Origin of the sequence: Pseudomonas sp. UBA3149 (assembly GCF_002364655.1) — a bacterium.
GTDB lineage: Bacteria > Pseudomonadota > Gammaproteobacteria > Pseudomonadales > Pseudomonadaceae > Chryseomonas > Chryseomonas luteola.
In genome coordinates, this window is record NZ_DEYV01000010.1 from 379195 (window position 1) to 403796 (window position 24602).

Here is a 24602-nt window from a genome sequence, read left to right on the forward strand (position 1 = left end):
CCAGCCTTTCAGGTTCCTACTTGAAATGGTTGCCATATAGCATTCAATGACTGAGCAAACATCGTCTTTCGAACAACTTTCCAAGCGTCTGGACCAAGCCCTTACTGCCGATCGGCACCGTTTGCGTCGCCAATTGGGTGACCTGCGCAAGAAGCCTGATGATGCCCGGCTTGCACAGTGGACAGAGCGCTTTCAGGCCTCCTGCGCCAAAGTGGAGGCGCGTCGTGCCAGTGTGCCGATCATGCGCTATGACGACAACCTGCCCATCGCCGCCAAGCGCGAAGAGATCAAGGCGGCGCTTGAAAAGCATCAAGTAGTCGTGATCGCCGGTGAAACCGGCTCAGGCAAGACCACGCAGTTGCCCAAGATCTGTCTGGAGATCGGCCGAGGTATACACGGCCTGATCGGCCATACTCAGCCGCGTCGCCTGGCGGCGCGTAGTGTAGCCAGCCGAGTTGCTGAAGAAATCGGTACTCCCTTGGGGGAGCTGGTAGGTTATCAGGTGCGCTTTGAGGATCAGTCCAATGAGCGCAGCCTGATAAAGCTGATGACTGACGGCATTCTCCTGGCTGAAACCCAGCATGACCGTTACCTTGAGCGCTATGACACGATCATTGTCGATGAGGCGCATGAGCGCAGTCTGAACATCGATTTTCTGCTGGGCTTTCTGAAGACTCTGCTGCCGCGGCGCCCGGATCTCAAGCTGATCATCACGTCAGCGACCATTGATCTGGAGCGCTTCTCCAAACATTTCGGCGATGCCCCCATCGTCGAAGTGTCGGGACGGACCTATCCGGTCGAGACTTGGTATCGTCCTCTGGCCGCAGAAACGGATGAAGATGGCGAACGCCTGGAAGACGATCTGAGTGTTGATCAGGGCATCCTGGCGGCGCTGTATGAGCTGGAAGCCTTCGAGCGCAGCGAGCATAAGCGACCCGGCGACGTATTGGTGTTCCTGCCAGGGGAGCGTGAAATTCGAGATGCAGCCGAAGTGCTGCGCAAGGCCAACCTCAAGCACACGGAAATCCTGCCGCTGTACGCGCGGCTTACGCCAGCCGAACAACAGAAGATTTTTCAGTCCCATCCCGGGCGGCGTGTAGTCCTGGCGACCAACGTGGCTGAAACATCGTTGACTGTGCCGGGTATCCGTTACGTCATTGACAGCGGCACGGCTCGTATCAGCCGCTACAGCTATAGAGCGAAGGTTCAGCGGCTGCCTATCGAGGCGGTTTCCCAAGCCAGTGCCAATCAGCGTAAGGGGCGCTGTGGACGGGTGGAGCCCGGTATCTGCATTCGTTTGTATAGCGAAGAAGACTTTCTTTCACGTCCAGCTTTTACGGACCCTGAGATTCTGCGGACCAATCTGGCCGCGGTCATTCTTCAGATGCTGCACCTGCGGCTAGGTCGGATTGAGGACTTTCCCTTCATCGAGCCACCGGATGGCAAGGCGATCAAGGATGGTTTTACGCTGCTTCAAGAGCTGTCGGCGGTAACGAATCAGGGACAACTGACAGCATTAGGACGGCAACTGGCGCGCCTGCCAATCGATCCTCGCCTAGGCCGCATGCTGCTGGAGGCGGCAGAGCAGGGCAGTCTTTCCGACGTTCTGATTGTAGCCAGTGCATTGTCTGTGCAGGATCCCCGTGATCGCCCGGCGGAGCGTCAGCAGGCTGCCGATCAGGCTCATGCCCAGTGGAAAGATCCAGACTCGGACTTCGGTGCGCTAATCAAGCTGTGGCATGGCTTCGAGGAGCAGCGCCAGGCGCTCGGCTCAAATGCACTTCGCAGCTGGTGCCGCAAAAATTTTCTCAATTACTTGCGCCTGCGTGAATGGCGGGATGCGCACCGTCAGCTCACTCTGATCTGCCGAGAGCTCAAGCTCAAGAGCAAACCTGCCGACGCACAGCCTGTTGTTCAAGTGCCTGTGATCGAAGACAGCTCGCCCTCGACTGACAAGAAAGTCAACACCAAAGCTGCCCTGCAGGCCGAAGCGGCCGAGGCTGCACAGCGGGCGAAAAGTTATGCCTCGGTGCACAAGGCCATTCTGTCAGGTCTCTTAAGCCAAATTGGTAACAGGACTGAAGAGGGCGACTTTCAGGGGGCCCGCCAGCGACGCTTCTGGATTCATCCATCCAGCGTTATTGGCCGCAAGAAGCCAAACTGGGTAATGGCGGCCGAGCTGGTTGAAACGACCAAACTGTTTGCGCGCATGGTAGCCAAGATCGATGCGGATTGGATCGAGCCGCTGGCGCGCCATCTCACCAAGGCTAATTACTTCGAACCACATTGGGAGAAGCGTCGAGGACAGGTAATTGCGTACGAGCAGATTACGCTGTATGGGCTGATCATTGTAGCCAAACGGCCCGTGCATTATGGGCCTATCGACCCTGCCGTTTCTCGTGAGTTGTTTATCCGTGAAGGCTTGGTGAGAGGCGAGATCCAGTCGCGCGCGAAGTGCCTGAGCGCCAATCGCCAACTGCTGGAACGACTTGATGAGTTGGAGGCCAAAGCGCGTCGGCGTGACATTCTTGCCGATGAAGAGACGCTGTTCGAGTATTACTCGGCTCGTTTGCCTGCCGATATTTACCAGACAGCAACCTTTGACAGCTGGTACAAGCGGGAAAGCGCTAAGAACCCGCAGCTGCTGATCATGCGCGAGGAGGATGTGCTCGCCCGTGAGGCCAGCGAGGTTACCGCAGCGCAGTATCCAGATACGTTACGTATTGGCGATCTGCAGCTACCGCTGACTTACGAGTTTGACCCCGCCCAGCCACGCGATGGCGTTACCCTGCGTGTACCGGCGCCCCTGTTGTCACAATTGCCACCGGAGCGACTGGAATGGCTCGTGCCAGGGTTGTTATACGATAAGGCCGTTGCGTTGGTGCGCAACCTGCCCAAGGCGATTCGCAAGAATTTTGTTCCGGTTCCGGATTTCGTCAAGGCAGCATTGAGCAAGATCACCTTTGGACAAGGATCACTATACGAAAGCCTGGGGCGTGAGCTGTTACGCATGACCGGAGCGCGGATACCTGAAGATGCCTGGCCGGAGGCTGCCAATCTGCTTGATAGACATCTTCGAATGAACATCGAGGTTGTCGATGCCAGCGGCAAGTACTTGGGTGAAGGCCGTGACCTCACAGAGCTGACAGCCCGTTTTGCCGAAGCCAGCCAGGCCGCTCTGGCCGTTCCTCAGCAAAAGACCGAACAGCAAAAGCCTGTTGAGGCTAAAGCTTTTGCAATCGTCCCACAGCAGGCCCAGCAAAAGATTGCAGGTCTCTCCATGACAGTGTATCCGGCGCTGGTGGAGGAGAACGGTGTAGTCAAGGAGGGCCGGTTCTCTACCCAGTCGGAAGCGGAGTTCCAGCATCGCCGGGCACTACAGCGGCTTTTGTTGCAGCAGTTGAGCGATCAGGTCAAGTTCCTGCGCAATAAGCTGCCTGGGCTGACCGAGCTAGGATTGCTTTATCGAGACCTGGGACGTATCGACTCACTGGTTGAGGATATCCTTCTGGCCAGCCTTGATAGCTGCATTCTGGACGGTGAACAGCCGTTGCCTCGAGAGGGGGCTGCTTTGGCGTCGCTGGCCGAGAAAAAGCGAGGCGGGCTGGCCGAGCATGCCGAGCGTACGGCACGATTGGTGTTGGAGATTCTCAAGCAGTGGCATGCCCTGCAAAAGCGATTCAAAGGCAAGATCGATCTGGCTCAGGCCATGGCGCTCAACGATATCAAGCAACAGCTCAGTGCTCTGGTTTACCCCGGATTTGTTCGTGAAACGCCTCTGCAATGGCTTAAGGAGTATCCGCGCTATCTCAAGGCTGTCGATCAGCGTCTGGACAAGGTGGGGTCTCAGGTTCAGCGGGATCGGGTCTGGACGAGCGAATTGGCGGGTTACTGGGAGCAATACAAGGCTAGGGCAACCAAGCATGCTCAAGAGGGCAAGCATGATGAGAATCTGGTCTTGTATCGATGGATGCTGGAGGAGTATCGAGTGTCGCTGTTTGCTCAGCAGTTGGGTACGCAGATGCCTGTCTCCGACAAGCGCCTCAGCAAGCAATGGCAGTCCGTAGAGGCGTAAGGGCTTACGGTAAGAGTAGGGTTGAGCTGCTCAACCCTGCCTGCCTGTTACTGGCGGTAAATCCATTCAAGTCCAGGATAATCCGCGAATGCCTGAGGAAAAAGATAGTCACCTCGGAAAACTGGGACATCCAGACTTGTCCAGCGGGGCGCGAAAGAGGGTAGTTGAGTAGCAATCGCTTCAGCCAATAGTGTTGTGCAATAAAGATGGGGCTTGTCGCGCGGTTCGAGCACAAAGGTTCGTCCCAAAGTACTTTTCAGATACTGCGCAATGCGTTCCTTTTGTTCAGGATTCAAAAAAGTCGGCCGTGCTACTGCGAAATGCCTTGCCATGTCTGGCTTTAGAAACTCATCTAAAGGCGTAAGCAGGACTTGGTTTGGATGTGCAGGATCATCGTCTGTTGTGGCATGAACGATCAGGACCGTAGGTGTTGTGGCGACAACCATGCCTACGTGGGAAAACCTGCTACCACTTACCTGTTCTACGATTCGACTGTCTGTTGATGTTCCCAGTCGAAACAGCCAGTCGCCAACTGCCAGTGACGACGGGCTCAGGCGCTGCCCAGGTAGGGTAGGTAATGCCTGAGGCTGGCGGCCTTCGTAGGCCGTTATTGCCAGGCCCATGCACAGCAGGGCTGTTAGAGCCCAACGACACAAACTGTTCATCTGTCGAATAGCAAAAGGCTTTATCCGATGTGGACAAAGCCCTCGTCCAATCAGATCTTGATCTTCCAGTCGCCGTCGCTCTGAATTAGATGAGTGTGTTCAGTACGGGTTTCGCCGTCTTTTTTGAAAGTAACCGTTACGCTGACATCGGCGCGTGTCTTGTCATCGTTATAGGTTGTTTTTTCGGCTTTTATACTCTTGACGCCACCCAGTGATTCGGCCTGTTTAGCCCTTTCCGTAAGCAGCATCTGAAACTTGCCACGTACAAAGTCCTTTGCGTTCGCATCCGCATCCTTGGGTACATCGATCAGATCCATCATGGTATCGAGGTCTTGGGTGTAAGCCGCTTTTATGAAGCGCTCCGCAACGCTTTCCGGGGTGTTGGCACCAGAGCAGGCGACCAGGAAGGAGGCAACAAAAATCAGGGCGAACCATTTCTTGATAAGAAACATATGAAATCCTTTTCGTAAATCAGTAGCTGGAAATCCAGGGCGGCGGATTTTACTTAATCACACCTGTATTAAGTGAGAGCTAATCGTGATTTAGCCGTGCTCTACCAACGTGTGGATACATAAAAAGCGATTTGCGGACAATCAAGGCTGCCAGCCTGCTCACTCGTCGCTGATCGAGAGACGTAGAATGTACCTCAGCCAATAACAGGAGTATGGCTATGGAGAAGGTGGCAATAGGGATCGTTGGGGCAGGTACCGCAGGTTTGGCTACGGCTACTTTCCTGGCCCGCAGGGGTTATCAGGTCAGGCTGTTCGAACGTGTACCTGAGTTGCGGACGGTTGGTGCAGGCATCCTATTGCAACCTTCGGGGTTGGCAGTGCTACACACGTTGGGCGTGCTGACCGAATGTACTGCTCTAGGTGCGCCAGTCAGCCGCCTCTACGGAACATCCATGCAGGGCAAACGCGTCGTTCTGGATACCCGTTATGATACTTGGAGGCCAGGTAGTTTTGGATTGGGTATTCACCGCGGCGTCCTGATGACTTCCTTACTGAACGCTGCGCGACATGCAGGCGTCAGCATAGAAACCAGCAGTGGCATCACCCGCTTTCATCAAACACCAAGTCACGTCCAGCTTTTTCATCGAGACGCACAGGGCAACGAGAGCTTGTTAGGCGATTTTGCTGCGTTGATTCTGGCAGACGGAACACGTTCGGCATTACGTGGGCAGATGGCTGTTAAACAACATGTCAAACCCTACCCATGGGGTGCGTTGTGGAGCGTGGTCTCGACGCCAGCACACTCGGACTCTACAGAGTTACGCCAATGGTACAGACACTGTTCTGAGATGTTCGGAATCATGCCTACAGGCTGTACGCATCAAAAACGCGATGCCCAGCTGAGCAGCCTGTTCTGGAGTCTACCCGTCATCGATTATCCCCAATGGCAGACAGCGGGTCTGGATAGCTGGAAAAGGCAGGTTGTGAAATTGGCTGGCGAAACCGCAAGGCCTTTCCTGCAACACATTAATCAATCAGAGCAACTAGCATTTGCCGCTTACGCAGATGTCTGGATGCAACGCTGGAGTGATGGGCGAGTACTGGCTATCGGTGATTGCGCACATGCAATGAGTCCTCAATTGGGTCAGGGTGCAAACATGGCGTTAGTCGATGCCGCTGCGCTGGCCGATGCCGTAGATATGTCGGTGTCCTTCCGGGACCACTGGCCAACTGTCTTTGAGGCCTATAGTGTCGCCCGCCGTGAGCATTTACGTTATTACCGGCAAGCCAGCCGTTTTCTGACTCCACTGTTTCAGTCGCATAGCAAGGCCCTTGGTTGGTTGCGTGACAGTGCCTTGTTTTTAGCCCGTCACAATGTATTTGGACGCAGGCATGCGGTTACTACCTTGGTAGGCGCTCGAACAGGATGGCTACTGTCGACTAGACGAGAAGAGACGCTTTATCACTGGGACGGCCAGCAAGATAAGACTTGGGGCTGGAGTAATAATGAAATATCCGGCTCTGAATTGATTCACTAGGTCTTCAGTAGAAGGGTAATTTTATTCAATACCACATGAGGCTGGCGAAATATGGTGTCTGTTCCTTGAACACATGAGCAGACATCAATGGACGTGTTGTTTTCCATGGCCGGCTTCGCTCTGGCTTCTTCTATTTCACCTGGTCCCGTCAATCTTGTAGCCCTAAGTTCGGGAGCCTGTTATGGCTTTCGTAAGAGCCTTAGGCACGTCACAGGAGCAACGACCGGCTTTACAGCACTTCTTTTGCTTATTGGTCTGGGATTGTACGAAGTGCTGGCCCGCATCCCGGAACTGATCAAGCTCATTCAATGGAGTGGTGTTGCCTTTCTTTTTTATATGGCCTACCAGCTTGCAATGGATGATGGGGTGCTGGATATAAAAGAGGAAGGTTCTGGCCCTTCAATGATGCGCGGCGCGCTGATGCAATGGCTGAACCCTAAAGCCTGGCTGGCCTCGTTGGCAGGTATGGGGCTTTTCGTTGCCGATGGCAATACGGTCATGGTCTGGACGTTTGCCATCCTCTACTTCGTGGTTTGCTATGGCTCGGTTGCCTGCTGGGCATTTACCGGTAGTTTTCTGCGCCGTTATGTGCAAAGACCAAGTCGTGTTCGGTTCCTGAATCGGATGATGGCAGGGTTGCTGGTCGCCAGTGCCTTATACCTTTTACAAGGTTAGTGAGGAAGGCAAATGTCAGCCGCGATAGTGCCCAGGCGTAGCAGCCAAGTGCCGTTTGAAAGTGCGCTGGAAGTGAGCCTGGTCAGCGAAACCGGTTGCCATCGCCACGTCAGCAAGACTGTGTCCTTGCCGAAGCCATTGGCGGCTGAGCTGGATACGTCGGTTGATCAAGTAGGCATGGGGCGTCAAGCCATAGTGATCCTTGAACGCCCTGATGAGATAGGACGCCGATAATTCCGCCGCGGTGGCGATGTCATCCAGGGTCAGCGGTTCAGCGCAGTGCTCACGGATAAAGTCGGCGGCTCGCTTAAGGTGTACATGGGGTATTTCTGGAGCTTTAGCGGGGCGCGTCGAAAGCGATCGTTGCAGCTGGAGAAAAAAGTCGAGGGTTGCGCTGTGCTTGTAAAGCCTGTCGTTACATGGTGATGTCAGTGTTTCATGCAGCCTGACGAGTCCTGTGTGTAGGGCAGGTACGCGCGTATGGATGACATCAAACGGCACGAATGAGTCCTGCGTGCTATATCTCGACTCCGTCTGTAGCCTGCCCAGCCACTGCGTATCGATATAAAACATCTGATAGGCCCAGTGTTCGCCCTTGACGGGATTACAGGCATGTACCGTCTCAGGATTTACTATCACAACGGAGCCCTGGCTTATCTGGGTTTGGCTTCGGGCATTGAGGTAGTGACTTCGACCCGCCGTAATGGCCCCGATGGAGAAGGTGTCATGCGTATGCTTGGCATGACTTACCTGACGACCATCATTGACTGTACGAATCTCGATGAACGGCAGTGCGTCGTCGCGCCAGAATCGGGAGTTTAGGCATTGTGCGGCTGCAAAATTCACGCGGGACCTCAGGCGGTAGTCGGCAGCTTATGACTATAGCGCTTCTGGTAATGCTGTGAGGTTCTGTTAGAGCAACTAAAGAACTTCATTCTGTCGGCTGTACTGCCGAGCATTAAGCATCGGAGGCGCCTAATCGCTCTATAGAGGTATGGCAGTTTAATCCAGGAGTCGTTATGAGCACACTGGAGCAAGAAATCGAACGCAGGATTGCGCGAGAGGTGGCAGCCTGGCAGAAGCAGGTGAAGGGCAAGGGCGAGCCAACCAAAATCGATGAAGGATGGCTACAAACACCTGAAGGGCTTCGAATGCCGTTTCGTGTCCTGAAGAATGCGGGCATTCCCCCTCAAGAGATTGAGCTCTTTAATCAGCGTGCCCGTTTGAAAGAGGAAATCAGCAATACCCAGGATACAGCCCTGCGAACGCAACTATTAAAAAAGCTCAGTGCATTGGAGCAGGTGCTTGCCTTTCGCCTGGAAAAGCTCAGGCAAATGGGAAGAGGTTGAAGTCTCTAGAGGCTGTGGAGCAGGCCGGCCGATAGCGTACTGCTCCACAATATTTTAGGCGTCAGGCTTGGCCAGCCAATGATCTACGGTTTTCTGATATTCACCAGTTGCTTTGTAGAGGTGAAGCCACTGATCGATATAGGCTTTCCAGGCGACATCATCCCTGGGTAGCAGAAAAGCCTTTTCACTGTACTGCATGGGCTTATCTGGATTAACTGCGCACAGGGAGGGGTAGCGTTTCTGTTGAAACAATGCCTCCGAGGCGTCAGTAATCATGACGTCGGCTTCTTTGCTGACAAGTTTTTCAAAAATCGTGACGTTATCCTTGAAGAGGCTCAGCTGGGCTTGCGGTAACTCGCGGTGAGCAAACGCTTCGTTGGTACCACCTGGCGGCTCTATCAAGCGGACCGAGGGCTGGTTGATCTGCTCAATGGTTTCAAAGCGTTTGGCATCATCACAGCGAACCAGAGGGATCTTTCCATCCACCGTAATGGCGTTACTGAAAAAGGCTTTTTTCTGACGCTCGAGGGAAATCGATACGCCTCCTACCGATATATCGCAGCGGCCCTCCAGAAAGTCCGGCATTAACGTCTTCCAACTGGTTTTTACCCACTCGACGTCAGCGCCAAGGCTTTTGGCCAGTGCCTCGGCCATCGTGATCTCAATTCCTTCGTATACGCCGTCGTCACGGAGAAAGGTGTACGGCTTGTAGTCGCCTGTGGTGCAAACGCGAAGTGTCTTTTTTTGTATAACCGTATCAAGGTGCGAGGTGCTGTCTGCTGCGTAGACGCTGGTGGCCGCCACAAGCAGTCCTGCTACCGCAAATGCCTTCATGGTCACGATCCTTTTTATTGTCGTTTTGATACCGCTCACGCTACCCGAGCGACAAACCGTTTCACAAGGGGTTCCTGTGTCGAACTGGCCGGTATGAGGCAGGTCCACCGTTGGTAGGCATACTTATGAGGACATGACCATGCATCTTATTGAGTCAAATGTATTCGCAACACGCGCCATGCCTTTTCACTTCGCCGGAAAGGAAGACGGCACCTCGATAGAAAATGTGCCTGGTGGCAGTTATGACGTGGATGAAGATTTCATCGAGTCAGTGGGCGATGAAAGTCAAATGGACGAGAGTGAGGAAGAGCGCTAAAGCCCATCGTCCTCAACATTTCGAGTCGAGCTGTTGAGGACGTTTCGCACAGTCTTCAGTTTCTTTTCTTATAGGGGCCACTATCAGATGCATGAGTCATTGCGATAAGGCCAGCTTTTTGCATCGTGATTGGCAGACGGTTATCGACTAGGGATCGGAACGGTCTGCTTAATCATTGGGGAGCTTTTTGTCGCGACAGGCCACGGGTAAACAAGACCAAAACGGTCACAAAAGAAAAATAAATGTCAGTGAACAGATTTTGGATCTTTTATGCCGATTACCCATCCTTGCGTAATAAGAAACATGCCCCTTTCACGGAGTTAGAAGGGAAGACTATGTTCAAGTTTGTCGCTACGACACTGTTTGCGGCATCACTCGCTGTTGCTTATGTCACTCCGGCAGTAGCCGAAGAGCCTATTGTTATCAAGTTTTCGCATGTCGTAACGGACGATACGCCTAAAGGGAAGGGTGCTCGTCTATTCCAGAAGCTTGTTCAGGAGCGTCTGGCAGGCAAAGTGAAAATCGAGGTCTATCCGAACTCGACATTGTACGGCGATGCTGATGAGCTCGACGCCCTGCAGCGTAACGAAGTTCAGATGCTGGCGCCTTCGGTCTCCAAATTCGACCAGTACACCAAGCAGCTCGAAATTTTTGATATGCCGTTCCTGTTCGATGACCTTGAGGCCGTCAAGCGCTTCGAGAAGCGGGACAAAAGTCGTGAGCTTCTAGGCTCCATGGCCGGCCAGGGCATTTATGGGCTGGCGTTCTGGAATAACGGCATGAAGCAGTTTTCTGCCAATCGCGAGCTGCGCAAGCCAGCGGACGCGCACGGACTGGCGTTCCGAATTCAGGCTTCCAATCTGCTGGAGGATCAGTTCAAGCAGATCGGAGCATCGGCACTGAAACTGCCATTCAGCCAGTCCTTCAAGGCTCTCCAGAGTGGGCAGGTACAGGGTACGGAAAACACTTGGTCTAACCTTTACAGCCAAAAGCTCAACACCGTTCAGCCATACATTACTGAAAGCAATCATGGCGTGCTGGTGTATATGCTGATCACTAACTCGAAGTTCTGGAACTCGCTGCCCTTTGGCGTCCGCACTCAGCTTGAGCAGATTTCTGACGAAGTGACGCAGTTTGTTAATAAGGAAGCTGAGGCGATTAATAACAAGGATCGTGACAACATTTTGGGCTCAGGTACCAGCAAGCTGGTTACGTTGACGCCATCCGAGCGGCAGGCATGGAGGGAGGCGATGCAGCCATTGGTGAAGAAATACGAGCCTGAGATTGGAGCCGATGTCATTCGAGCGGCACAGCTCGTCAATCGGTGATACCCGACACATAGTTGGCTGTATCTCCCAACCTTGCGCCAGGCAGGGTTGGGAGACTTCAAAAATGAACAGTGCGCTCACTTCGGTGCCCAAACGTATAGGTCCTTATGGGGAAACACTATGCGTAAAATCATTTCGTTCGTTTTTGCTGCCTCGATAATGCCGGCAGTGTGCCTGGCTCAAGGCCTTGAGCTTGACCAGGATGTAGGGGATCTCAATATTCTGGCTGAGTCTTCCAGTCAGGAATTACCTAATGATGCGCCTCAGACCATCACGTTAACCAATAACGAAAAGACGCCAGTCAAATGCTGGTTACAGGCACATGGGCCCAAGGATAGCGAACAGGAAGAGCCTGTAATTGAGCCGGGCAAGTCGGCAACACTGCGTATGCCGGGCAAGTCAGCCGAGACGCCGACCAAGGCCAAGCTGGTATGTCGCAAGCAGTAATTTTTTCTCATTATAAAAAACAAGCGCCATTTTCAGGCGCTTGTTTGCTACGAAAAGCCAGAAGCTGATGGCTTAGAACTTGGCTTCAAGATCCAATTGCAAGGTATCAACGTCAGCATCACGCTTGGTGCGGCTGGCAAAGTCAGACTTGGCCATGTAGTAGGTCGCGCCAAGACCAAAGTTCTTGTCGATATCGTAGCTGACCTTGAACTTGTGCCCACGAGAGCCGACATAGCCGTTGGCAAAGTCGGAGTCAGTAAACGCACCCACTACGGCGTTACGCTGAACGTCGCGATAGTTGTAATCGAAGCCAATACCGTAAGCCTTGGTTTTCAGGCCTGCCAACCAGGCGGTGTCGTTATCGTCGGCCTCGCTGTTAACAACATACTGGCCGTATAGCGACAATGGAATGGCCAAGCCACCAATATCGACTTGACCAAAGCCTTCATACAGGTTGAATTCGTTGGTCGTGTTGCCGTTCGCTTGCAGGGCACAGGGCGTCGTTGTGCTGTTGCCGCACGTGCTGTCCTTGTCCTTGTCGTAACCGTAGATACTCCCACCGACAGTTACCTTCAGGTTGTCGGTAGGCGCAAAGCGGGCACCCAGCTGACCGGCATACAGGCGCAAATCATGCTTGAACTCGTACCCTTCGCCATCAACGTTATCTTTCAGGACGTAGTAGCCGGCGCTGCCAAACAGCTCGGTTGATCCACCCAGGGGATACTTGTAGGTTGCGGCCAAGCCTTCAGGGTTGATGTCACCATCCCAGATGACATCACCCATGCTTACCCAGGGCTGAAGCATCTTGCCACCAATGACGTGCAGATTGGGGACAGCTGTGGGATGAAAGTCGATATACGCCAGGTCCATCCAGATCTGCTTCTTGTTGAAGTAGTTAGTCATGTCCTGGTTTGTGGAGCGTGCATCATCGCCACCGCCTGATGCTACGCGAATACCAGCATCGACCTGAGGATTGATCTGGCTGTAGACACCAAGTCGAGCGCGGATTCGCTGACGATCCCGATCACGACCATTGTCCGGTTCGCCATCGATATCGATATTCTCGTGACGTACGCGTACGTCGCCTTTGATCTGGGTTTTCGCTGCCCAGGCCAGTTTTTCTTCAAACGAGGATAGTTTCTGCTGCTGAGCAACCTTCGCCTGTTCTGCGCGCGTCTCGTTATCTAGATCGGCTTTCAATTCAGTGTACTGAGCCGGAGTAATCGAGCCGTTGGCTCTCAACATATCCAGTAGCTTGGCGTCAACCGCCGCATGGGCAGGAATGCTCATGGCCAATAGAAGGCCACCACAAAGACCTGAGGCTGTTCCTACTGAAAAAAGACGCATATCTCAATCTCCGTATTTTATAAGGGCGACGTGCGTCACCGCTGAACGAGTCGGCTTTCAGGGCCGCTCCAGTGATCGACTCAGGTCGATTCGAAAGCGGCGCCAGTATTACCGGCGCTCATGACGGGTCGGTTACAGATTGGTTTTAGAGCGATGAAGAAAAAATGAAAAACTAAATATCGTTAGCGTTCTTCATGTTCTCTCTGGTGAGAAAGCCGACTTGTTAGGGAGATAAGTGTTGAGGCGGAAAGTCAGCAAAAAACATCTATCCAGGCAGCCTGATAAGCCAATAGGGTTTGGCCTGGATTTGCGGCACAATAGTGGCTTATTTTATAAAAATCAGAGGAATGATCGTGCATCAGGCAGTCATTAGCGGTACCGGCCTGTATACCCCGCCGAACAGCATCTCCAATGACGAGTTGGTCGCTTCCTTCAATGCCTATGTTCATCAGTACAATACGGAACATGCCGACGCGATAGCACGAGGCGAGCAAGAGGCCAAGCAGGAATCCAGCTCAGCCTTTATTGAAAAGGCGTCAGGAATCAAGAGCCGTTATGTCATTGACAAGGATGGGATTCTAGATCCTGCCCGCATGGTGCCTCGTATTCCTGAGCGCAGTAATGATCAATGGTCTGTACTGTGTGAGATGAGCGTGAGCGCGGCGCGGGAAGCCTTGGAGCGAGCAGGGAAGACGCCAGCAGACATTGATGGGGTTATCGTAGCCTGCTCCAACCTGCAACGACCTTATCCTGCGGTCGCCATTGAAGTGCAGGCGGCGCTTGGCATCAATGGATTTGGTTTTGATATGAACGTGGCATGCTCATCGGCTACGTTTGGACTGCAGGCAGCTGCCAATAGCGTACAACTCGGGCAGGCTCGCGCGATTTTGCTGGTGGATCCCGAAATCTGTACCGGTCATTTGAATTTCAGAGACCGAGATAGTCACTTCATTTTTGGCGATGCGGCTACCGCCATGATCATCGAGCGGGCTGATCTGGCAGCGTCTCCTCATCAGTTCGATATTCTGGGGACCAAGCTGCTGACTCAGTTCTCCAACAATATCCGTAACAATTTTGGTTTTCTCAACCGCGCTGCGGAAGAGGGGATGAGTAATCCAGATAAGTTGTTTGTTCAGGAAGGGCGCAAGGTATTCAAGGAAGTATGCCCCATGGTGGCCGATTTGATCGCCGAGCATCTGGCCGAACTGAACATTCCGGTCGAGCAGGTGCGGCGGTTTTGGTTACACCAGGCCAATCTGAATATGAATCAGTTGATCGTTCGAAAGCTGCTTGGGCGTGACGCTAAGCCAGATGAAGCGCCTGTCATTCTGGATACCTATGCCAATACCAGCTCTGCGGGCTCGGTGATTGCGCTTCACCTGAATCAGGATGACCTGACGGCAGGTGACCTTGGAGTACTCAGCTCCTTTGGCGCTGGTTACTCCATTGGCTCCGTGGTGCTACGCAAGCGCTGAGCATCAGCGCGGCAGGCGGCGTCATCAGCCTGTCATGCAGCTGAGGTAAATAGCTCACCTGACTGTCAGCGCGCTGCTGACGGGCTAGCGCAAGTTCATTAGTTCTTTTTGCCCCGCTTGTCGGGGCTTTTTTTATGAGCTAAAGAAATGCCGTTTCTGTCCGATCTATATGGATATACGCATAGACAGGGCGAGCTTCGTAAAGAGCCGGTTCGATCATAAGTATTTGTGTATTCAGCAAAATATTTTAAAAGAATGCATAAATATCGTTGACACAAACACCGGGGCCTCTTAAGATTCGCACCGTCTTAGCGACGGGGCTATAGCTCAGCTGGGAGAGCGCTTGCATGGCATGCAAGAGGTCGACGGTTCGATCCCGTCTAGCTCCACCAAATTCCCAGAATCAGCCAGTGGCTGGTTTTAATCGAAGGTTTCGTCCCCTTCGTCTAGTGGCCTAGGACACCGCCCTTTCACGGCGGTAACAGGGGTTCGAGTCCCCTAGGGGACGCCATATATAGCTACTTGTTTAAAGTGGCATTGTGTTACGGGGCTATAGCTCAGCTGGGAGAGCGCTTGCATGGCATGCAAGAGGTCGACGGTTCGATCCCGTCTAGCTCCACCAAATTTCTAGGGCCAGCAAGTGCTGGTTTCAATCGAAGGTTTTGTCCCCTTCGTCTAGTGGCCTAGGACACCGCCCTTTCACGGCGGTAACAGGGGTTCGAGTCCCCTAGGGGACGCCATCTTTATTAAACCGCCTTTATAGGCGGTTTTTTTTCGCCTGCAATTTTGTCCTTTTAGCGGTCATATCAGCCGTACGAGGCTGACTGACGAATAAACCTGTTTAAGCAGACTAAACAATAGGTCACTATTCGAATCAGGTCTTGCCCGATAGGCCAGTGAATCAACAGGGGATATCAGTGATTATCGAGCGGCTAGATAACCTGTCCGAGCTGCCTGCGCAGGCGTGGAATGCGCTGTTACCGGATAACCAGCCGTTTATGCGGCATGAATTTCTACATGCTCTGGAGATCAGTGGAAGCGTAGGGCGTCGTACGGGCTGGAAGCCAGCGCACTATATTGTGCGTGATCTAGAGGGTACGTTGAGAGCGGCCATGCCTGCCTACATAAAGTACCACTCCTATGGAGAGTACGTATTTGATTGGGCCTGGGCTGATGCCTGCCACCGTGCGGGTATTGATTATTACCCGAAGCTTCTTGCCGCTGTTCCCTTTTCCCCGGTAGGAGGCGCTCGTCTGCTAGGGGAGCGTACAGCTTGTGAGGAGCTACTGCATGTAGTGACCAGCAAGCTGGAGGGCCGCGGACTTTCGAGTTTGCATGTCAATTTTACCAACGAAGCGACAGATCACTTGTTGACTGATCGAGAAGGCTGGCTCGAACGGCTTGGGTGTCAGTTTCATTGGCACAACAGAGGGTATCGGGATTTTCAGGACTTCCTGGATGCGCTGGCGTCACGTAAGCGCAAGCAGCTTCGCAAGGAGCGTGAGCAAGTTGCAGGGCAGGGTATCGATTTTGAATGGCGAGAGGGCGGGTCGCTTACTGAGCAGGAGTGGGATTTTGTCTATGCCTGTTATGCCAATACGTACGCCGTAAGAGGACAGGATCCCTACCTGACCCGTGAGTTCTTCAGCGAACTGGCTGAGCGCATGCCTGAGGCCATTCGCGTTGTCCTGGCTCGTCAGGAGAGCCGACCTGTGGCCATGGCATTTTACCTGTGCGATGAAAAGACTCTTTACGGACGTTACTGGGGCTGTCTGGCCGAGTTTGACCGGCTGCATTTTGAGACATGTTTCTATCAGGGGATTGATCATGCCATTAGTGAAGGGCTGACCCGCTTTGATGCGGGCGCGCAAGGAGAGCACAAGCTGGTTCGAGGGTTTGAGCCGGTCTTTACCCATTCATGGCACTATCTGGTACACCCTGGGCTTCGTGAGGCCGTGAGCGGGTTCCTGGATCAGGAGCGCGAAGGCATCAAGCGTTATGCGCAGGCCGCTACAGACGCATTGCCGTTCCGCCAGGACGGCTAAGTGTAAATATCATGCTTAATTATTTCTGGTTCGCCTTGGCTGCCTGTTTTGAGATCGCCGGCTGCTACACATTCTGGTTATGGCTCAGACTGGGCAAGAGTCCGCTGTGGCTGCTCCCAGGGCTTTTATCGCTTACCCTGTTTGCGCTTGTGTTGACACGTGTGGAGGCGGCTTACGCTGGCAGAGCCTATGCTGCTTACGGTGGGATCTATATCGTGGCATCGCTGGCCTGGTTGGGCCTGGTTGAAAAAACCAGACCCGCCTGGACCGATCTGGCAGGGGCTGCACTGTGTCTGCTGGGCGTGACGGTATTGGTAATAGGGCCGAAATTGTCAGTGCACTGAATATTCAGGCCTGTCAGGAAAGTGTCTCTTCATCTGGAGTGTTTAGCCACTCCTTGGGAACGTCCCGTCTGAGCATCAGCTGGCACTGGCCGCTGTCCGGCTCGAATACGATAACGGCTTCCCCATTTTCCAGCGCCCGACGTGCACGTGCTACACGCGTCTCCAGAGGTGTCTCATCACCGTTATCCGTTCCTTCTCGCGTAACAAAGTCTTCGAGAAGGTTGCCTAGCGTATCGGGGTTGAGCATGTCGTAGGGTATGAGCATGGCGGCAGTTCCTGAAGCGGGCAGCGATGCTAACGTACAGCTTGGCCAGTTGGCGAGAGGACGCCGCCCAGCGGGGCGGCGTTATCGGTCACTATGTTTTCCCGCCCTCTTTGATTAATTCCTCAATGTGAGGCAGATGCGTCTGGTTGTCCTGATGCGTCTCTTCCAAATCGAGCTGATGCGTAAAGCGGTCAACGGAATTATCTGCTGGCGCTGCGTCGCTATCGAACACGGGCGGGCTGGTCATATAGCCCACCAAGAGCTGGCTTAGTGCTGCCAGACTGACAATGTGCGTCCGCTCATAGCCGTGGGTGGCATCACAGCCAAACGCCAGAAGCGCAATCCGGATGTCGTGCCCTGCATTGATAGCAGAGTGGGCATCGCTGTAGTAGTAGCGGAACAGGTCACGCCTGACCGGAATGCTGTTTCGCTCTGCAATACGCAGCAGATGGCGTGACAAGTGATAATCGTAAGGGCCGCTTGAGTCCTGCAGGGCGACACTGACCCGATGCTCATCGGACTGTTGCCCAGGAGCAACCGGAGCGATATCGATACCGACAAACTCACTGACATCCCAAGGCAATGCACCCGCCGCGCCAGACCCTACTTCTTCCGTGATGGTAAAGAGAGGGTGGCAGTCTATGGGGGGAACAATACCGGCTTCCTGAATCATCTTGAGCGCCGTTAGCAGAGCGGCTACACCTGCCTTGTCGTCCAGGTGACGAGCGCTGATGTAGCCGCTCTCCGTGAACTCCGGTAGCGGATCAAAAGCTACGAAATCTCCTACGCGTACACCCAGGTATTCCGTCTCTGAACGGCTTTTGGTGGTAGCGTCTAGACGTAGCTCGATGTGATCCCAGCTGACGGGCATCTTGTCGACTTCGGTATTGAAGGCATGCCCAGAGGCGAGCAGGGGTAGTACGCTGCCACGTAGGGTTCCGTTGTCGGTAAAGATACTGACCCGACTTCCTTCGGCAAAACGGCTGGACCAATGGCCTACCGCCGCCAGGCTCAGACGGCCGTTATCCTTGATTTCCCTGACGATGGCACCGATCGTATCCAAGTGAGCGGAAACCGCTCGGTCGGGGCTTTCCTTACGTCCTTTTAGTGTGGCGCGAATCGTTCCTCGTCGTGTCAGCTCGTAGGGAATGCCGATTTCACTCAAGCGCTCGGCCACGTACATGACGATTGTGTCTGTAAAGCCTGTCGGGCTTGGAATGGCGAGCATTTCCAGCAGGACACGGCGCAGATAATCCAGATCCGGTGTCGGCAGCTTATTCAAGCGGGCACCTCTCGAGACAGGGGAAACAACAGATCAATGAAGCGCTCCGCCGTAGGGCGGGGTTCATGGTTGGCCAAGCCTGGCCGCTCATTGGCTTCAATGATTACGTATTCACTTTGATCAGCAGCCGGTACCAATAGATCCATGCCTGTCACTGGGATATCCAAGGCCTTGGCAGCGGCTACCGCGGCCTGCGCCAGTTCTGGGTGAAGAATATCGGTAACGTCTTCCAGCGTGCCCCCGGTATGAAGATTTGCTGTCTTGCGGACAAACAGGCGGGTGCCTTCTGGTAGGACCGTGTCATAACTGTAGCCGGCAGACTTGATCGCGCGCTCGGTTTCTTCATCCAGAGGTATCCGACTTTCGCCTCCGGTTGCTGCTTGGCGGCGGCGGCTCTGGTGTTCGATCAACTCATGAATGTTTCGACGACCGTCACCAATGACCTCGGCAGGACGCCGTATAGCGGCCGCCACGGCTTCATGACCAATGACAACAATGCGCAGGTCAAGACCTGCATGGTAGCTTTCGAGCAGCACGTTATCGTCGTAGCGACGAGCTTGGGCAATCGCGGCTTTCAGGTGCTCAGGATCACGTACATCCACGGCGACGCCTTTGCCCTGCTCACCGTTGACCGGCTTTACAACCAGGGCGCCGTGCTTGGCAAGAAACGTTTCGTTTTCTTCATCTTCACTGGCTAGACACTGATCAGGAACCCGTAATCCTGCTTCCTTGAGTGTCCGGATTGTGAGGGTCTTGTCCTGACAAAGTGTCATGGTGACAGCGCTGGTCAGGTCCGACAGTGATTCGCGGCAGCGGATTCGGCGGCCCCCCTGTATGAGGGTAAAAAGACCAGCCTGGGCATTATCTACTTGTACATCGATCCCGCGACGTTGAGCCTCATCTACGATGATCTTGGCATAGGGATTAAGCCCTGCCTCAGGGCCAGGGCCGAGGAAAAGGGTCTGGTTGATTGCGTTCTTGCGCTTGACGGTAAAGGTCTGGAGTTCCCGAAAGCCCAGCTTGTCGTAAAGACGCTTGGCTTGACTGTTGTCATGCATGACCGATAGGTCCAGGAACGCCAGGCCGCGGCTGGCGTAGTGCTCAATCAGGTGACGAACCAGAGCCTCTCCCACACCTGGGCGAGGGCAGTCAGGCGCGACAGCCAGACACCAGAGACTTGAGCCGCCTTCGGGATCGTTGAATGCCTTAGCGTGGTTCAGCCCCATGACCGAGCCGATAATGGCGCCCGTGTCCTGATCTTCTGCTAGCCAGTAGACCGGCCCACCCTTGTGTCGGGGCGTGAGTTTTTCGATATCCACGGGCAGCATATGGCGCGTCTGGTAGAGACGATTGATCTCGCTCCAGTCGCTTTCGCTAAAGGCCCGGCGAATACGAAAGCCGCGGAAGGGCGCATGTGCGGGGCGATAGTCGGTGAACCACAGCCGCAACGTGTCGGATGGATCCAGGAAAAGCTGTTGCGGTGCATAGGCCAGTACCTGCTGAGGCGCAGCCACGTATAGGGCGATGTCTCGCTCGCCGGCCTCTTCCTTGAGAAGTTCCTTAGCCAATACCGATGCGTCGGAGAACGTATGGCCGATTAGAATTCGACCCCATCCGCAATGCAGGCAAACGGATTGGCACGTAGCCCGTTCAGCCCCAGTCATCTGGGCCTGTAGACGCTCATAATTGGGCGTCTGAGCCCTTTGAAGACGCTGATTATTATAGTAGGCGGCTTTCATCGTGCAATACTCCAACACTTATAGGCCATGTTCACTCAGCCACAAATTAAGGGCGGCGAGCTGCCAGAGCTTGGAGCCCCGTAGCGGTGTAATCTGGTCGTCAGGGTTCTTCAGGAGTCGATCGATTTCTGCAGTATTGAATAGCTGGCGATCCTGGCTGGGATCAAGCAGCAACTCACGTACCCAGGTCAGGGTATTACCTTGCAGATGCTTCAGGCCCGGTACCGGGAAATAGCCTTTGGGGCGGTCAATGACTTCTGCCGGAATCACCTTGCGAGCTGCTTCCTTGAGGACGTGTTTGCCGCCGTCTCCCAGCTTGAACTGCGCCGGAATACGGGCAGACAGTTCCGCCAGCTTATAGTCAAGGAAAGGAACACGCGCTTCCAGGCCCCATGCCATGGTCATGTTGTCGACTCGTTTGACCGGGTCGTCTACCAGCATCACAGTGCTGTCCAGGCGTAGCGCCTTATCAACGCCAGCTACTGCGCCGGGTTGTGCAAAGTGCTGACGAACGAAATCACCTGCAGCGTCATGATCCAGACGGCGGCTGTCCTGAACAGTAGCTGCGTATTCAGCATAGTCACGATCGAAGAAAGCGGCTCGGTAAGCTGTAAACGGATCTGCCGCGCCATTAACCTGTGGATACCAGTGGTAGCCTGCAAAAAGCTCGTCCGCACCTTGGCCACTCTGTACAACCTTGCAATGCTTGGACACTTCACGCGACAGGAGGTAGAAGGCGATACAGTCATGGCTTACCATCGGCTCGCTCATGGCTCTGAACGCGGCGGGCAATTGCTCAATGATTTCAGATTCGTTGATGCGCAGCCTGTGATGCCGTGTACCGTAGCGCTGAGCGATCAGGTCTGAATACTGAAACTCATCCCCACGCTCTCCACCTGCATCTTCAAACCCGATGGAGAAGGTCAGCAGATCGCGTACGCCGGACTCGTGCAGCAAGCCGACCAGCAGGCTTGAGTCCACACCGCCAGACAGCAGCACACCTACATCGCGGGCTGCCCGCTGTCGAATCGAGACAGCATCGCGCAAGCTGTTCAGGACTTCGCCGCTCCAGTCTTCCATGGTGTAGTTGGCTTCATCGGCAGTTGGGCCGTAATTCAGCGTCCACCAGGTTTGCTGTTCGGTTTTGCCATTGGCGTCAATGACCATCCATGTGGCTGGCGGCATCTTTTTTACGCCGTTCAGGATGGTGCGGGGCGCTGGTACAACAGCATGGAAGTTGAGGTAGTAGTTCAGCGCGACGGGATCGAGAGAGGTATCGATATCATCTGCTTCAAGCAGGGCGGGCAGGCTTGAAGCAAAGCGCAGGCGTTCATTGGTCTGACTCAGGTACAAGGGCTTGATGCCCAGGCGATCGCGTGCAATGAACATTTGCTGCTTATCGCGATCCCAAATAGCGAAGACGAACATGCCGTTGAGTTTGGGCAGCATCTCCTTGCCCCAGGCGTGATAGGCCTTGAGCAGAATTTCGGTATCGCCGCCAGAGTGGAAGCGATAACCCTTGGCCTCCAGCTCGCTGCGCAGCTCTGGGTAGTTGTAGATGGCGCCGTTGAAAACCATCGACAGGCCCGTGTCCGAGTCAATCATGGGCTGACCAGAGGCTTCTGCCAGATCCATGATTTTCAGGCGTCGGTGGCCTAGCGCAACAGGGCCTTGGCTATGAAAGCCCCAGGCGTCGGGGCCGCGTTGAGCGAGGCGATGGGTGACCCGTTCCAGCGTGGCCAGGGTGACGGGACGATTATCGAAACGTAATTCTCCAGCTATACCGCACATAGTTCCTTACCGGTTGCTCCGTTGGGGTGGGGAGGTATTGCTCCACAGGGAAACGACAAGCATTTGTGGGGGTAAGTTGCATTTTTCCGCCCGAATGACTCAAGGCAACAGGCTATTACGGGGACTGGGTACCGTTTTCAGACCTTAGTGAAATTAATCTGCTGGTAAGGGTTGAAAGCCACCGCCAAGACCTTATATTGGTAATGTATCGTTATAATGTAACGAAGCGGCTCGATGTAGAGTCCAACCGAGTATCCAGGAGGTACCATGAAACCGAATATTCATCCTAACTATCGGCCAGTGCTTTTCCATGACACCACGGCAGATCATTACTTCCTGATCGGCTCTACGGCACAGACTGATCGTACCCAGGAATTTGAAGGCAAGACCTATCCCTATGTGGCACTGGACGTGTCCAGTGCTTCGCATCCAATCTATACCGGTGAGCAGCGCCAGTTGAAAAGCGAGGGTCGCGTCTCTAGCTTCAACAAGCGTTTTGCAGGGTTTCCGGGCGGAAGCAAGTCTTCCCAGTAATCCGGCCTCACTGAAAAAAGCCCTCATGATTTTGAGGGCTTTTTTTATGTCTGAATGAAGGAATGGCTGGCGGTAAGCGGGGTCCTCTTTTAATCAGCTTGAAAGCAAAAGGGGATACCTGATGAAAGCACGCAATCTAGATAGCGCCATTGTGGTCATTACTGGCGCTTCCAGCGGGATTGGTCGGGCCACCGCTCAGGCGTTTGCACGGCAGGGGGCTTGCCTGGTATTGGCTGCTCGAGATAAGGCGGCATTAGACGATACGGTTTCCGAGTGTCTTCTCTTGGGAGGCCGGGCGATTGGTGTGCCTACGGATGTCACGTTGATGGAGTCAGTCTCGCAATTGGCCGAGCGTGCGCTGGAATTTGGACACGGACGGATTGATATCTGGGTCAACAATGCGGGTATCGGTGCGGTAGGCAAGTTTGATGAGACGCCTTTTGAGGCGCATGAACGCGTCGTGCAGACCGACCTTCTAGGCTATCTGCGTGGCGCCTACGCCGTTGTGCCGGTTTTCAAACGGCAAGGGTCAGGGGTTTTGATCAATACCTTATCGGTAGGCAGCTGGGTACCGCTTCCCTATGCAGTGGCCTATTCGGCTGCCAAGTCAGGCCTGAGAGGGTTTACCGAAGCCTTGAGAGGCGAGCTTACGCGCTGGTCCGATATTCATGTCTGCGATGTTTACCCTGCGTTCATCGATACGCCAGGGCTGCGAGACGGCGGTAATTACAGTGGAAGGACAATAAAGCCGACGCCACCTGTTTATGATGCTCGAAAGGTCGCCAGAGCCATCCTCTCCATGGCGCGTTATCCACGCAAGTCTACGACAGTAGGGCAAGCCGCCACGGTACTTCGTGCAGCCCATGCGCTGGTGCCTGGCTATGCTCGGCTGTCCCGGATCTTTATGGATCGCGCCTTGAGTCGAATGGAGCCGGTAGAGCACTCCTCGGGCAATCTGTTCAGCCCTCCCAGTGGCAATCGCAGTGTCGATGGAGGATGGCGTCGTCCTGATGAGCGCATGGTCGTGGCAGCAACCAGTGCTGCGGCGCTAGTGTTTGGGGCGTACCTGTACCGGCGACTGACGGAGCGGTCAGATTGATCCCTAACGTGCCGCACTGACGCCTTCAAGCGTAGCGAAGGATGTGTCCTTGGCTGTTAGTAAAAAGTCCTGCATGAAGGGAGCTTCCAGCATGTCCTCTCGAATACCGGCATACAGTGTGGCATACAAGCCTTTCTCACCCAGACGCTTCGCGGTCACATAGCCACGCGAGCTGTACTCATGGAGCGCCCAGTTAGGAAGACAACATACGCCCCGGCCGGATGCTACCAACTGCAGCATCATGACCGTCAGCTCTGCCGTACGTATGCCGGCAGGCTCGACGCCGGCCGGGTCGAGAAATTGCCTGAAGATGTCCAGACGCTCACGGTCGACCGGATAGGTGATCTGCGTTTCTTCAGCCAGATCCTCAGGCACGATGTAAGGCTTGCCAGCTAAGGGATGCTGGTTGGCCATAGCTAGCTGCGCTTCATAAGTAAAAAGCGGAATGTAAGTGATGCCGGTGAGATCAATCGGGTCTGACGTGACGACAAGGTCAAGATCGCCACGTGCCAGGGCTGGTAGCGGGGCGAATGAAAAGCCCGAGGCGAGATCCATCTCCACTTCAGCCCAGGAATCACGAAACTGATCAATGGTAGGCATCAGCCACTGAAAGCAGCTATGGCATTCAATGGCAATGTTGAGGCGCCCGGCAGTGCCGCCAGCAAAGCGTGACAGGTCACGTTCCGCACTGCGAAGCTGAGGCAATACCGCATCAGCCAATTGCAGGAGGCGCAGGCCGGCACTGGTAAAGCGCACTGGCTTGGTCTTGCGGACGAACAGGCTCAGACCAAGGCGCTCTTCAAGCTCCTTGAACTGATGAGACAGTGCAGATTGGGTCAGATGAAGACGTTCGGCAGCTTCGACAAGGCTGTCAGCCTCACGCAGTGCGTGTAGCGTTTTCAAGTGACGAAGTTCGAGCATGGCCTGGATCCTGATGAGTGCAGCAGGTATCCATTATGAATGATTTCCAAGCCAAGGAGGGCATGAATGAAACTGGCTCAT

The 24602-nt window shown here is 54.2% G+C and carries 22 protein-coding genes and 4 tRNA genes; 16 read left to right on the top strand and 10 right to left on the bottom strand.

Annotation, left to right across the window (positions count from 1 at the left end; all coding sequences use genetic code 11):
* The first annotated feature begins 46 nt into the window (after positions 1 to 46).
* Positions 47 to 4075 carry an ATP-dependent RNA helicase HrpA gene (gene hrpA, locus B3729_RS07805; protein WP_286787544.1) on the top strand — a complete coding sequence of 1343 codons (4029 nt, stop codon included), beginning with the start codon at positions 47 to 49 and terminating at the stop codon, positions 4073 to 4075.
* A gap of 47 nt (positions 4076 to 4122) precedes the next feature.
* On the opposite strand, the gene B3729_RS07810 is transcribed toward hrpA, so the two are convergent.
* Both B3729_RS07810 and B3729_RS07815 read right to left on the bottom strand, forming a co-directional pair.
* The gene (locus B3729_RS07810) at positions 4123 to 4740 is read right to left on the bottom strand and encodes a YiiX/YebB-like N1pC/P60 family cysteine hydrolase (RefSeq protein WP_010795116.1); all 618 of its coding nucleotides are present in this window, start codon (positions 4738 to 4740) and stop codon (positions 4123 to 4125) included.
* Positions 4741 to 4790: 50 nt separating this feature from the next.
* Positions 4791 to 5192 carry a DUF4878 domain-containing protein gene (locus B3729_RS07815; protein WP_010795115.1) on the bottom strand — a complete coding sequence of 134 codons (402 nt, stop codon included), beginning with the start codon at positions 5190 to 5192 and terminating at the stop codon, positions 4791 to 4793.
* A 218-nt stretch (positions 5193 to 5410) separates the two neighbouring features.
* Between B3729_RS07815 and B3729_RS07820 the strand changes: the two genes are divergently transcribed.
* Both B3729_RS07820 and B3729_RS07825 read left to right on the top strand, forming a co-directional pair.
* The gene (locus B3729_RS07820; protein ID WP_286787545.1) at positions 5411 to 6730 is read left to right on the top strand and encodes an FAD-dependent oxidoreductase; all 1320 of its coding nucleotides are present in this window, start codon (positions 5411 to 5413) and stop codon (positions 6728 to 6730) included.
* Between the two features lie 87 nt (positions 6731 to 6817).
* Positions 6818 to 7405, top strand: a complete 588-nt coding sequence (locus B3729_RS07825; protein ID WP_286787546.1) for a LysE family translocator — start codon at positions 6818 to 6820, stop codon at positions 7403 to 7405.
* A gap of 15 nt (positions 7406 to 7420) precedes the next feature.
* On the opposite strand, the gene B3729_RS07830 is transcribed toward B3729_RS07825, so the two are convergent.
* A complete protein-coding gene (locus tag B3729_RS07830; protein ID WP_286787547.1) occupies positions 7421 to 8251 on the bottom strand; it encodes an AraC family transcriptional regulator in 831 nt (276 codons plus the stop codon).
* A 173-nt stretch (positions 8252 to 8424) separates the two neighbouring features.
* On the opposite strand from B3729_RS07830, the gene B3729_RS07835 reads away from it, so the two are divergent.
* The gene (locus tag B3729_RS07835) at positions 8425 to 8754 is read left to right on the top strand and encodes a DnaJ family domain-containing protein (RefSeq protein WP_010795111.1); all 330 of its coding nucleotides are present in this window, start codon (positions 8425 to 8427) and stop codon (positions 8752 to 8754) included.
* Between the two features lie 54 nt (positions 8755 to 8808).
* Here B3729_RS07835 and B3729_RS07840 read toward each other — a convergent pair whose 3' ends face one another.
* Positions 8809 to 9588: a transporter substrate-binding domain-containing protein gene (locus tag B3729_RS07840; protein ID WP_286787548.1), complete on the bottom strand. Its 780-nt coding sequence runs from the start codon at positions 9586 to 9588 to the stop codon at positions 8809 to 8811.
* A 139-nt stretch (positions 9589 to 9727) separates the two neighbouring features.
* Here B3729_RS07840 and B3729_RS07845 point away from each other — a divergent pair, with 139 nt between their 5' ends.
* From B3729_RS07845 to B3729_RS07855, 3 genes are all read left to right on the top strand, one after another.
* Positions 9728 to 9904, top strand: a complete 177-nt coding sequence (locus B3729_RS07845; protein WP_010795109.1) for a hypothetical protein — start codon at positions 9728 to 9730, stop codon at positions 9902 to 9904.
* Between the two features lie 335 nt (positions 9905 to 10239).
* The gene (locus B3729_RS07850) at positions 10240 to 11232 is read left to right on the top strand and encodes a TRAP transporter substrate-binding protein (protein ID WP_167517216.1); all 993 of its coding nucleotides are present in this window, start codon (positions 10240 to 10242) and stop codon (positions 11230 to 11232) included.
* 120 nt (positions 11233 to 11352) lie between these two features.
* Positions 11353 to 11679 (top strand): hypothetical protein, encoded by a 327-nt coding sequence (locus B3729_RS07855; RefSeq protein WP_019367132.1) that lies wholly within the window; start codon positions 11353 to 11355, stop codon positions 11677 to 11679.
* Positions 11680 to 11751: 72 nt separating this feature from the next.
* Here B3729_RS07855 and B3729_RS07860 read toward each other — a convergent pair whose 3' ends face one another.
* Positions 11752 to 13026 (bottom strand): putative porin, encoded by a 1275-nt coding sequence (locus B3729_RS07860; protein WP_074824429.1) that lies wholly within the window; start codon positions 13024 to 13026, stop codon positions 11752 to 11754.
* Between the two features lie 353 nt (positions 13027 to 13379).
* Between B3729_RS07860 and B3729_RS07865 the strand changes: the two genes are divergently transcribed.
* The 7 genes from B3729_RS07865 to B3729_RS07895 all read left to right on the top strand — a co-directional run bounded on the left by B3729_RS07865 (position 13380) and on the right by B3729_RS07895 (position 16890).
* The gene (locus B3729_RS07865; RefSeq protein WP_074825144.1) at positions 13380 to 14501 is read left to right on the top strand and encodes a beta-ketoacyl-ACP synthase III; all 1122 of its coding nucleotides are present in this window, start codon (positions 13380 to 13382) and stop codon (positions 14499 to 14501) included.
* Between the two features lie 316 nt (positions 14502 to 14817).
* Positions 14818 to 14893, top strand: a tRNA-Ala gene (locus tag B3729_RS07870).
* A 43-nt stretch (positions 14894 to 14936) separates the two neighbouring features.
* Positions 14937 to 15012: transfer RNA gene (locus B3729_RS07875), tRNA-Glu, on the top strand.
* A 35-nt stretch (positions 15013 to 15047) separates the two neighbouring features.
* A tRNA-Ala gene (locus B3729_RS07880) sits at positions 15048 to 15123 on the top strand.
* A 42-nt stretch (positions 15124 to 15165) separates the two neighbouring features.
* Positions 15166 to 15241, top strand: a tRNA-Glu gene (locus B3729_RS07885).
* A 177-nt stretch (positions 15242 to 15418) separates the two neighbouring features.
* The gene (locus B3729_RS07890; protein WP_122042080.1) at positions 15419 to 16546 is read left to right on the top strand and encodes a GNAT family N-acetyltransferase; all 1128 of its coding nucleotides are present in this window, start codon (positions 15419 to 15421) and stop codon (positions 16544 to 16546) included.
* 11 nt (positions 16547 to 16557) lie between these two features.
* A complete protein-coding gene (locus B3729_RS07895) occupies positions 16558 to 16890 on the top strand; it encodes a YnfA family protein (RefSeq protein ID WP_010795103.1) in 333 nt (110 codons plus the stop codon).
* A 13-nt stretch (positions 16891 to 16903) separates the two neighbouring features.
* On the opposite strand, the gene B3729_RS07900 is transcribed toward B3729_RS07895, so the two are convergent.
* The 4 genes from B3729_RS07900 to B3729_RS07915 all read right to left on the bottom strand — a co-directional run bounded on the left by B3729_RS07900 (position 16904) and on the right by B3729_RS07915 (position 21967).
* Positions 16904 to 17155, bottom strand: coding sequence for a YheU family protein (locus tag B3729_RS07900; protein ID WP_010795102.1), 252 nt, complete (start codon positions 17153 to 17155; stop codon positions 16904 to 16906).
* Between the two features lie 91 nt (positions 17156 to 17246).
* Entirely contained in the window at positions 17247 to 18437 is a 1191-nt protein-coding gene (locus B3729_RS07905) for an osmoprotectant NAGGN system M42 family peptidase (RefSeq protein WP_010795101.1), read from the bottom strand.
* A complete protein-coding gene (ngg, locus tag B3729_RS07910; RefSeq protein WP_286787549.1) occupies positions 18434 to 20176 on the bottom strand; it encodes an N-acetylglutaminylglutamine synthetase in 1743 nt (580 codons plus the stop codon). Before ngg ends, B3729_RS07905 begins: the two co-directional genes overlap by 4 nt.
* A gap of 18 nt (positions 20177 to 20194) precedes the next feature.
* Positions 20195 to 21967 (bottom strand): N-acetylglutaminylglutamine amidotransferase, encoded by a 1773-nt coding sequence (locus tag B3729_RS07915; RefSeq protein WP_286787550.1) that lies wholly within the window; start codon positions 21965 to 21967, stop codon positions 20195 to 20197.
* Positions 21968 to 22234: 267 nt separating this feature from the next.
* On the opposite strand from B3729_RS07915, the gene B3729_RS07920 reads away from it, so the two are divergent.
* Both B3729_RS07920 and B3729_RS07925 read left to right on the top strand, forming a co-directional pair.
* Positions 22235 to 22501 carry a type B 50S ribosomal protein L31 gene (locus B3729_RS07920; RefSeq protein WP_010795098.1) on the top strand — a complete coding sequence of 89 codons (267 nt, stop codon included), beginning with the start codon at positions 22235 to 22237 and terminating at the stop codon, positions 22499 to 22501.
* Between the two features lie 121 nt (positions 22502 to 22622).
* Complete coding sequence (locus B3729_RS07925) at positions 22623 to 23600, top strand: SDR family oxidoreductase (RefSeq protein ID WP_286787551.1); 978 nt, start codon at positions 22623 to 22625, stop codon at positions 23598 to 23600.
* A gap of 3 nt (positions 23601 to 23603) precedes the next feature.
* Here B3729_RS07925 and metR read toward each other — a convergent pair whose 3' ends face one another.
* Positions 23604 to 24521, bottom strand: coding sequence for a transcriptional regulator MetR (metR, locus tag B3729_RS07930; protein ID WP_010795096.1), 918 nt, complete (start codon positions 24519 to 24521; stop codon positions 23604 to 23606).
* Positions 24522 to 24602: the final 81 nt, after the last annotated feature.

Coding starts and splice junctions, on each gene's coding strand:
- hrpA (WP_286787544.1), top strand. CDS start 47: ATGACTGAGCAAACATCGTCTTTCGAACAACTTTCCAAGCGTCTGGAC.
- B3729_RS07810 (WP_010795116.1), bottom strand. CDS start 4,740: ATGAACAGTTTGTGTCGTTGGGCTCTAACAGCCCTGCTGTGCATGGGC.
- B3729_RS07815 (WP_010795115.1), bottom strand. CDS start 5,192: ATGTTTCTTATCAAGAAATGGTTCGCCCTGATTTTTGTTGCCTCCTTC.
- B3729_RS07820 (WP_286787545.1), top strand. CDS start 5,411: ATGGAGAAGGTGGCAATAGGGATCGTTGGGGCAGGTACCGCAGGTTTG.
- B3729_RS07825 (WP_286787546.1), top strand. CDS start 6,818: ATGGACGTGTTGTTTTCCATGGCCGGCTTCGCTCTGGCTTCTTCTATT.
- B3729_RS07835 (WP_010795111.1), top strand. CDS start 8,425: ATGAGCACACTGGAGCAAGAAATCGAACGCAGGATTGCGCGAGAGGTG.
- B3729_RS07840 (WP_286787548.1), bottom strand. CDS start 9,588: ATGAAGGCATTTGCGGTAGCAGGACTGCTTGTGGCGGCCACCAGCGTC.
- B3729_RS07845 (WP_010795109.1), top strand. CDS start 9,728: ATGCATCTTATTGAGTCAAATGTATTCGCAACACGCGCCATGCCTTTT.
- B3729_RS07850 (WP_167517216.1), top strand. CDS start 10,240: ATGTTCAAGTTTGTCGCTACGACACTGTTTGCGGCATCACTCGCTGTT.
- B3729_RS07855 (WP_019367132.1), top strand. CDS start 11,353: ATGCGTAAAATCATTTCGTTCGTTTTTGCTGCCTCGATAATGCCGGCA.
- B3729_RS07860 (WP_074824429.1), bottom strand. CDS start 13,026: ATGCGTCTTTTTTCAGTAGGAACAGCCTCAGGTCTTTGTGGTGGCCTT.
- B3729_RS07895 (WP_010795103.1), top strand. CDS start 16,558: ATGCTTAATTATTTCTGGTTCGCCTTGGCTGCCTGTTTTGAGATCGCC.
- B3729_RS07900 (WP_010795102.1), bottom strand. CDS start 17,155: ATGCTCATACCCTACGACATGCTCAACCCCGATACGCTAGGCAACCTT.
- ngg (WP_286787549.1), bottom strand. CDS start 20,176: ATGAAAGCCGCCTACTATAATAATCAGCGTCTTCAAAGGGCTCAGACG.
- B3729_RS07915 (WP_286787550.1), bottom strand. CDS start 21,967: ATGTGCGGTATAGCTGGAGAATTACGTTTCGATAATCGTCCCGTCACC.
- B3729_RS07920 (WP_010795098.1), top strand. CDS start 22,235: ATGAAACCGAATATTCATCCTAACTATCGGCCAGTGCTTTTCCATGAC.
- B3729_RS07925 (WP_286787551.1), top strand. CDS start 22,623: ATGAAAGCACGCAATCTAGATAGCGCCATTGTGGTCATTACTGGCGCT.
- metR (WP_010795096.1), bottom strand. CDS start 24,521: ATGCTCGAACTTCGTCACTTGAAAACGCTACACGCACTGCGTGAGGCT.